This window comes from Mesorhizobium sp. M4A.F.Ca.ET.020.02.1.1 (assembly GCF_004022645.1).
Lineage (GTDB): Bacteria > Pseudomonadota > Alphaproteobacteria > Rhizobiales > Rhizobiaceae > Mesorhizobium.
Genome location: NZ_RZOI01000332.1, coordinates 1 through 6415 on the forward strand (window position 1 = coordinate 1; position 6415 = coordinate 6415).

Annotated in this window: 9 protein-coding genes; 5 read left to right on the top strand and 4 right to left on the bottom strand. The window is 63.6% G+C overall.

Annotated features, from left to right (window positions below; translation table 11 throughout):
- The coding region (locus tag EN742_RS20035) for an FtsX-like permease family protein (protein ID WP_128333186.1) at window positions 1-380 on the top strand (380 nt) is incomplete at its 5' end.
- A gap of 97 nt (window positions 381-477) precedes the next feature.
- Entirely contained in the window at window positions 478-720 is a 243-nt protein-coding gene (locus EN742_RS20040) for a hypothetical protein (RefSeq protein ID WP_126053996.1), read from the top strand.
- Window positions 721-747: 27 nt separating this feature from the next.
- On the opposite strand, the gene EN742_RS20045 is transcribed toward EN742_RS20040, so the two are convergent.
- The gene (locus tag EN742_RS20045; protein WP_126053995.1) at window positions 748-1221 is read right to left on the bottom strand and encodes an Lrp/AsnC ligand binding domain-containing protein; all 474 of its coding nucleotides are present in this window, start codon (window positions 1219-1221) and stop codon (window positions 748-750) included.
- Between the two features lie 147 nt (window positions 1222-1368).
- On the opposite strand from EN742_RS20045, the gene EN742_RS20050 reads away from it, so the two are divergent.
- Window positions 1369-2439 carry a 1-aminocyclopropane-1-carboxylate deaminase gene (locus EN742_RS20050; protein ID WP_126053994.1) on the top strand — a complete coding sequence of 357 codons (1071 nt, stop codon included), beginning with the start codon at window positions 1369-1371 and terminating at the stop codon, window positions 2437-2439.
- Window positions 2440-2443: 4 nt separating this feature from the next.
- Here the strand turns inward: EN742_RS20050 and EN742_RS20055 are convergent, their stop codons facing one another.
- A complete protein-coding gene (locus tag EN742_RS20055; RefSeq protein WP_126053993.1) occupies window positions 2444-3169 on the bottom strand; it encodes a hypothetical protein in 726 nt (241 codons plus the stop codon).
- A gap of 28 nt (window positions 3170-3197) precedes the next feature.
- The gene (locus tag EN742_RS20060) at window positions 3198-4310 is read right to left on the bottom strand and encodes an endonuclease/exonuclease/phosphatase family protein (protein WP_126053992.1); all 1113 of its coding nucleotides are present in this window, start codon (window positions 4308-4310) and stop codon (window positions 3198-3200) included.
- A gap of 167 nt (window positions 4311-4477) precedes the next feature.
- On the opposite strand from EN742_RS20060, the gene EN742_RS20065 reads away from it, so the two are divergent.
- Both EN742_RS20065 and EN742_RS20070 read left to right on the top strand, forming a co-directional pair.
- A complete protein-coding gene (locus EN742_RS20065) occupies window positions 4478-5053 on the top strand; it encodes a BA14K family protein (RefSeq protein WP_126053991.1) in 576 nt (191 codons plus the stop codon).
- A gap of 161 nt (window positions 5054-5214) precedes the next feature.
- Window positions 5215-5499, top strand: coding sequence for a PilZ domain-containing protein (locus tag EN742_RS20070; protein ID WP_126053990.1), 285 nt, complete (start codon window positions 5215-5217; stop codon window positions 5497-5499).
- A gap of 318 nt (window positions 5500-5817) precedes the next feature.
- Here the strand turns inward: EN742_RS20070 and ilvC are convergent.
- Window positions 5818-6415 (bottom strand): ketol-acid reductoisomerase (gene ilvC / locus EN742_RS20075; RefSeq protein ID WP_128333187.1); only part of this gene is annotated, 598 nt, incomplete at its 5' end.

Sequence of the window (6415 nt, forward strand, 5' to 3'; positions counted from 1 at the left end):
CCGGCATGCTGGGCGCGGTTGCCGGCGTCAGCCTGCTGGTCGGCGGCATCGGCATCATGAACATCATGCTGGTCTCGGTCACCGAACGCACGCGCGAGATCGGCATCAGGCTGGCGATCGGCGCGCATGAGAAGCACATCCTCATCCAGTTCCTGGTCGAGGCGACGGTGCTGTCGCTCCTCGGCGGGATCATCGGCATCCTGATCGGCCTGGCGCTCGCCGCCATCGCCTCGGTGGCGCTGATCATCCCCTTCGCGCCGAGCCCGGCGGTCATCCTGCTCGCGGTCGGCTTTTCGGCGCTGATCGGCATGGTGTTCGGCTTCTTCCCAGCGCTGCGCGGCGCCAGGCTCGACCCGATCGACGCGCTGCGGCACGAGTGAGGCGGCGCGGTCGTTACCGGAATATGCCCTCGCCACCCCTGTCGCCACGCATCCGGCAATGCTACTGCATGGCCTCGGCACATGGGGGGAGATTCGAATGAGCAAGAAGGCGCGGCTGATCCTGGTGTTGGCGATCTTCGAGGCCGCCCTGGCCGGGCTGTGGTGGTATCTCGCCGGCTACGGTATCCAGAATCCCGATCGCGTCGCCACGAATTTTCAGGAGGTCGTCGGCCAGACGATGGGAATGGCGATGGGCGCGCTGCTTGGCCTCGGCGTCATCCTGTTCTTCATCGCCGCCCGCAACGATCGCAAGGCTTTGCAGGACAAGGCGCAGCGCTGAGCTTGCGCGCCCTTGCTCCGCGGCCTGTCAAAACGGAAGCCGCGCATTCTCCTTGACCTCCTTCATGACAAAGAAAGTCCTGGTTTGCCGTACGCCCGGTAGCGCGATCAGCTTCTGCCCGTGGAGCTTGTTGAAATCCGCCATGTCGCGAACCCTTATCTTCAGCAGGTAGTCGAAGTCGCCGGCCACGAGATTACAGTCGAGAACCTCCTTGAGTCTCAGCACGGCTTCCTCGAAAGCGGCGAAGCTTTCAGGTGTCGAACGGTCGAGCACGACGCCGACCATCACCAGCGCGCCAAGCCCTACCGTAGCGGGCGTAATCTCCGCCCTGACCCCGGTGATGTAACCTTCTTCGAACAGGCGTTGCGTGCGCCTGTGGCAGGTGGCGGCGCTGACATTCACGCGCGCCGCCAGCTCCGCATTGGTCAGCCGTCCTTCGGCCTGAAGGGTGCGCAGGATCCTGACGTCGATGCGGTCCAACTCGGTGGAAGATTCTTCCATTTTTGCCAGCCTATATGAACGAACAGGTCAATCATATCGCAAATATCTGGGAGATATGAAAATTCTGCCGGCAAGTTCGAGAACACCTTTCGCCCGACTGCGCCTATTATCAAAGCATCGAAAACGACAAAGAGCGGAGACAGATCGATGTCACTTCTGGCGAAGTTTGAACGCTATCCGCTGACCTTCGGTCCGACGCCCATCGAGCATCTGCCCCGGCTGAGCGCTGCGTTGGGCGGCAAAGTCCACGTCTACGCAAAGCGCGACGATTGCAATTCCGGGCTGGCCATGGGCGGAAACAAATTGCGCAAGCTCGAATACATCGTGCCGGATGCTCTTCGCTCCGGCGCCGATACGCTGGTGTCGATCGGCGGCGTCCAGTCGAACCATACGCGGATGGTCGCCGCGACGGCCGCCAAGATCGGCATGAAATGCGTGGTGATCCAGGAGAAATGGGTGCCCCACTATGACGCGGTCTATGACCGGGTCGGCAACATCCTGATGACACGCCTGATGGGCGCCGACAGCCGGCTGGTCGACGACGGTTTCGACATCGGCATCCGCAAGAGCTGGGAGGACGCTATCCAGTCGGTGAAGGACGCCGGCGGCAAGCCCTATCCGATCCCGGCAGGCGCCTCGGTGCACAAGTTCGGCGGGCTGGGCTATGTCGGCTTCGCCGAAGAAGTGGCTCGGCAGGAAGCTGAGCTCGGCTTTGCCTTCGACTACATGATCGTCTGCGTCGTGACTGGCTCGACGCAGGCCGGCATGATCGTCGGCTTCGCCGCGCAGAACCGTGCCGACCGGGTGATCGGCATCGACGCCTCCGGCACGCTCGACCAGACCCGCGCCCAGGTCCGCCGCATCGTCGACGACACCGCCGCCCTCGTCGGGCTCGGCCGCGCCGTCCGCGACGACGAAATCGTCATCAACCCCGACTATGCTTATCCCGCCTATGGCGTTCCGTCGGAGGCCACGAACGACGCGATCCGCCTGGCGGCCCGCACCGAGGCCATGATCACCGATCCGGTCTACGAGGGAAAGTCGATGCAGGGCCTGATCGACCTGACCAGGAAGGGCTTCTTCCCCGAGGGCTCACGAATTCTCTACGCGCATCTCGGCGGCGCGCCGGCCATCAACGGCTACAGCTATTATTACAAGGACGACGGCGGCTGCCGGAAAAGCATGTCGGACGAGGCGCTGCCGCCGATCTTCCCATAAGGACTCAGGGGACTTCGTCGCCGCCCGCGAAATGCCATTCGATCAGCGGCTTCATATGTCCCATCAGCCCGTCCGGCAGGTCGGTGGCATCACGGATGACGACGGGACCTTCGATCTCCGGTTCCGCCTCCGTGACAATGAAGGCGCGGATGCGCCGCGCGATCTCGTCGGCAGGCTCGGTCACCTGATAGCGGCGGAAGATCACCGTGCCGCTCGGCGTCGACAGCGCATGATAGCGCCGGCCGCGTTCGGCGCCCGACAGGTCGATCGCTGTCTCTTCGCGCACCTCGCGGATCATGTTGAAGTCGACATCGACGAGGCCGTCGCGGAAATCGATCGGCTCGAACGAGCCGGCGGCGAAATAGACGCGGCCGGCATTGACGGTATGCGCGCCCATGCGGATCGCCACCAGCGCATTGTCGCCGGCAACCAGCATGGCATGCGCATAGGCATGCTCGGCGCCGCTCGCCTCGCGCTTCTTCCGCCACAGCATGAAGGTCGAATATTTCACCGCATGGCAGCGGCCGACGAGCCCGCCGTCGCGATAGGCGAGCGCCGAGAGCAACACCACCGTGCCGTCGAACAGCGCTGGGTTCGCCCCCATCTCGCGCCGCCAGTTCTCGGCGATCGCCTCGGCGTTGTCGCGTTCGAACGGATGCCGGCCGGGGTCGAGCCTGACATCGACCTTGTCGACCGGCAGGATGACGTTGCGTGGGAGGTCGAAGCTCATCTTGCTCTGAGGTGTGTTGAGATGCAGCTCAGGCCATGTCCAGGGCGATCACCACCGGGCAATGGTCGGAGGCCTTCGGTCGGTCCCAGCCAGCGCGCGGGAAGCGCTCGACCTCCTGGCCGGCCGGAAAGATGGTGCGCCAGGGCTGGCCGTTGCGGACGATGTCGGGAACGGCGGTCGCGTTCTTCGCCGCCAGCCCCTTCGACAACAGGATATAGTCGAGCTGGCAGAGGTGCCGTTCCTCGGGACCGCGCGTGTGGTAAAAGCTCCAGCGGTCCATCTCCGGCCGTCGCTCGACAACGTTTTCGCAGAAGCCGCCGGCGGTCAGCACGTTGATGCAGGACTGGCTCTCGTCGATCACCTGGAAACGGTAGCCGTCGACGCTGTCGCCCTCGATCTTCACCCGCTGCCGGTAGTCGTTCATGTCGCCGCAGATCGCCCAGCGCTTGTCAGCAGCATGATCCTTGCCGAAGCGCTCCTCGATGATGCGGCGCACCGCCTGCGCCTCAGCGATACGCAGCGGCATCGTCGCCTCGCGGCCGTCCAGCCCATTGCGCGGCGAACCCATCGATTTGAAGTGCACGAGATAGAGCGTCAGCGGCACGCCGCCGATCTTCAGGTCGACCTCGAGGCAGTCGCGCCGGAAGATGCGTTCGATTGCCTGATAGCCGAGCGCCGCGAGTTCCGAGGTGAACAGCCCAAATTGCTCGAAGGTGACATGGGCGTGGCTGGTCATGCGCACGAATTCGATCGGCTGGCCGTCAGCCGTCTCGCTCCGCATCATCACGGCAACGTCGATGCCGCGGGTATCATTGCCGGCCGTGGTGTATTTCTGCCGATAGCCCTGCCCGACCATCTTGAACAGATAGCCGTATTCGAAGGCCTTCAGCGCCTCGATGTTGTCGACCTCTTGCATGCAGATGATGTCGGCACGGGTGGCGGCGATCGCCAGCGCGGTGAGCTGGCGCGTGTCGTCGGACTGCGCAATGGCACGCGCCTGCTCCAGCATCTTGTACTCGGCCTCGCTCTGGATATCGAACAGCGCCAGCGCTCGATCCTCGTTTAGCTGGTTGCGATAGCCGGAAAAATCGAACCTGTTCATCAGGTTCTCGACATTGAAGGTGGCAAGGCGCAGCGACATGGCCGTGACCTTTGCCTGCAAGTACCGGTGAAGACAAGAGCCCGCGATGCGGGCCGTGATGGTTGACGGAACCTTTCCGTTCATCCGCCGTTCAGACGACAAGTTCCATAAATAGGCCTCTTCCCGGGGTATTCTGGGCGTGGGGCCTGAAGTCTTCGGAGTGTGCAATGAAACCGCACTTTTTGTCTTCGTTGAGGTCCGGTCTGCTGACCCTGGGTCTTGTGGCTGGCGTGACGGCACCGTCACTGGCTGGTCCGATCCTTGAGCCTGACCTGTCGGTCCCGGCCAATCTGCCGGCGCCCGGCATCACGCCTGTTCGTGACGAGTGGGCCGGCGGCAATGACCGGCAGCTCCAGGAGGATTGGCGTTGGCGCAACCGCGACGGGCGGTGGCGGTCCGGCAATTTCCGCGAGCGGAATTTCTCCCGCAATTGGGACGGTGATCGTAACTGGGATGGCGACGACTGGCGCTGGAGACGCCACCATCATCGCCGGCATTTCAGGGACTCCGATGCCGCCATTTTGGGCCTCGGCCTCGGTCTGGGCTTGGGCAGCCTGTACTACAACAACGGCTACTACAACAACGGCTACTACGCTCAGCCCCGGCGGATCTACCGGACGCAGCGTCTGTCCAGCGCGCACATCCAGTGGTGCTACGACCGCTACCGCTCGTACCGGGCCTGGGACAACACGTTCCAGCCCTATAATGGCCCACGCCAGCAGTGCTGGTCGCCATATAGCTGAGCAGCAACGGATCGAGGAATGCGCAAACGGCGCCGTGTCAAGCGGCGCCGTTTTTGCCTCGGGGGCACCATGAGACGCGCCAAGCACCACCGGCGCTAACGCGCTCTTCATCAGGCGGGTCTATCGGATAGGCGGAGCGGATCGCCCGAAAGCGGAATGCCATGGCCGAGGACGAAAACAGGGACAAGCACCGGCAGCGCGTGCTGAAAGGCGCGTCGATCCTGACCGGCATCGCCAATTCCGAGGTCAAATGCACGCTGCGCAACATGCATGCCGGCGGCGCCGAGCTCAAAGTGCCGATCGAGGCGCGGGTGCCTGACGAGTTCCTGCTCTACGTGCCGACCGACGGCATCGGCTACAAGGCCGTGGTGCGCTGGCGCCGCGACGGCCGTATCGGCGTCGAGTTCACCGGCACCGAACCGAAGCCGCACTGGCACTACGGCTGAAGCTCCGCCTCCCCTGCTAGCCGAAGGGCTGGCACGAAAAAGTCGGCGGATTGCTCCGCCGGCTTGGTATTTCGCGACCAGAAGCTTGATGACAATTCGCCCTGCTGAGTCAGCTGGTGCGGGTTTCGAGAACCGGAGCGGCGCGGACATTGAAGTCCGTGAGCACCGGAAGCGCAGAAACCCGCGGCAGATGGCCGGCAGGGTAGAATTGGCGCAAGCTTCCTAGTTTTAGCCTTGCCGACCAGCTTGTTCTTGGCGATCACCGCGCGCCCGCAGGGCGAAGCCCGAGGACGCGCAATGCAAAGACCGTGGATCGCCTCAGTTCTTCTCCTTGTCGACCAGCTTGTTCTTGGCGATCCACGGCATCATCGCGCGCAGCTTCGCACCCACCTCTTCGATCTGGTGGCTGTCGTTGTTGCGGCGGATGCCCTTGAAGCGCGCCAGGCCGGCACGGTATTCCTGCATCCATTCCGAGGTGAACTTGCCGGTTTGGATGTCCTTCAGCACGCGCTTCATCTCGGCCTTGGTATCGGCGGTGATGATGCGCGGACCCGAGACATACTCGCCCCATTCGGCGGTGTTCGAGATCGAGTAGTTCATGTTGGCGATGCCGCCCTCATAGATCAGGTCGACGATCAGCTTGACCTCGTGCAGGCACTCGAAATAGGCCATTTCCGGCGCGTAGCCGGCTTCCACCAGCGTCTCGAAGCCGGCGCGGATCAGCTCGACCAGGCCTCCGCAGAGCACCACCTGCTCGCCGAACAGGTCGGTCTCGCATTCCTCGCGGAAATTGGTCTCGATGATGCCGGAGCGGCCGCCGCCGACGGCGCAGGCGTAGGAGAGCGCCAGATCGAGCGCATTGCCGGAAGCATCATGGTTGACGGCCACCAGGCACGGCACGCCGCCGCCCTTCTGG

What these genes read in the sequence shown, in the direction of transcription:
- EN742_RS20070 (WP_126053990.1), top strand. Translation starts at nt 5,215, where the DNA reads ATGGCCGAGGACGAAAACAGGGACAAGCACCGGCAGCGCGTGCTGAAA.
- EN742_RS20065 (WP_126053991.1), top strand. Translation starts at nt 4,478, where the DNA reads ATGAAACCGCACTTTTTGTCTTCGTTGAGGTCCGGTCTGCTGACCCTG.
- EN742_RS20055 (WP_126053993.1), bottom strand. Translation starts at nt 3,169, where the DNA reads ATGAGCTTCGACCTCCCACGCAACGTCATCCTGCCGGTCGACAAGGTC.
- EN742_RS20050 (WP_126053994.1), top strand. Translation starts at nt 1,369, where the DNA reads ATGTCACTTCTGGCGAAGTTTGAACGCTATCCGCTGACCTTCGGTCCG.
- EN742_RS20045 (WP_126053995.1), bottom strand. Translation starts at nt 1,221, where the DNA reads ATGGAAGAATCTTCCACCGAGTTGGACCGCATCGACGTCAGGATCCTG.
- EN742_RS20040 (WP_126053996.1), top strand. Translation starts at nt 478, where the DNA reads ATGAGCAAGAAGGCGCGGCTGATCCTGGTGTTGGCGATCTTCGAGGCC.
- EN742_RS20060 (WP_126053992.1), bottom strand. Translation starts at nt 4,310, where the DNA reads ATGTCGCTGCGCCTTGCCACCTTCAATGTCGAGAACCTGATGAACAGG.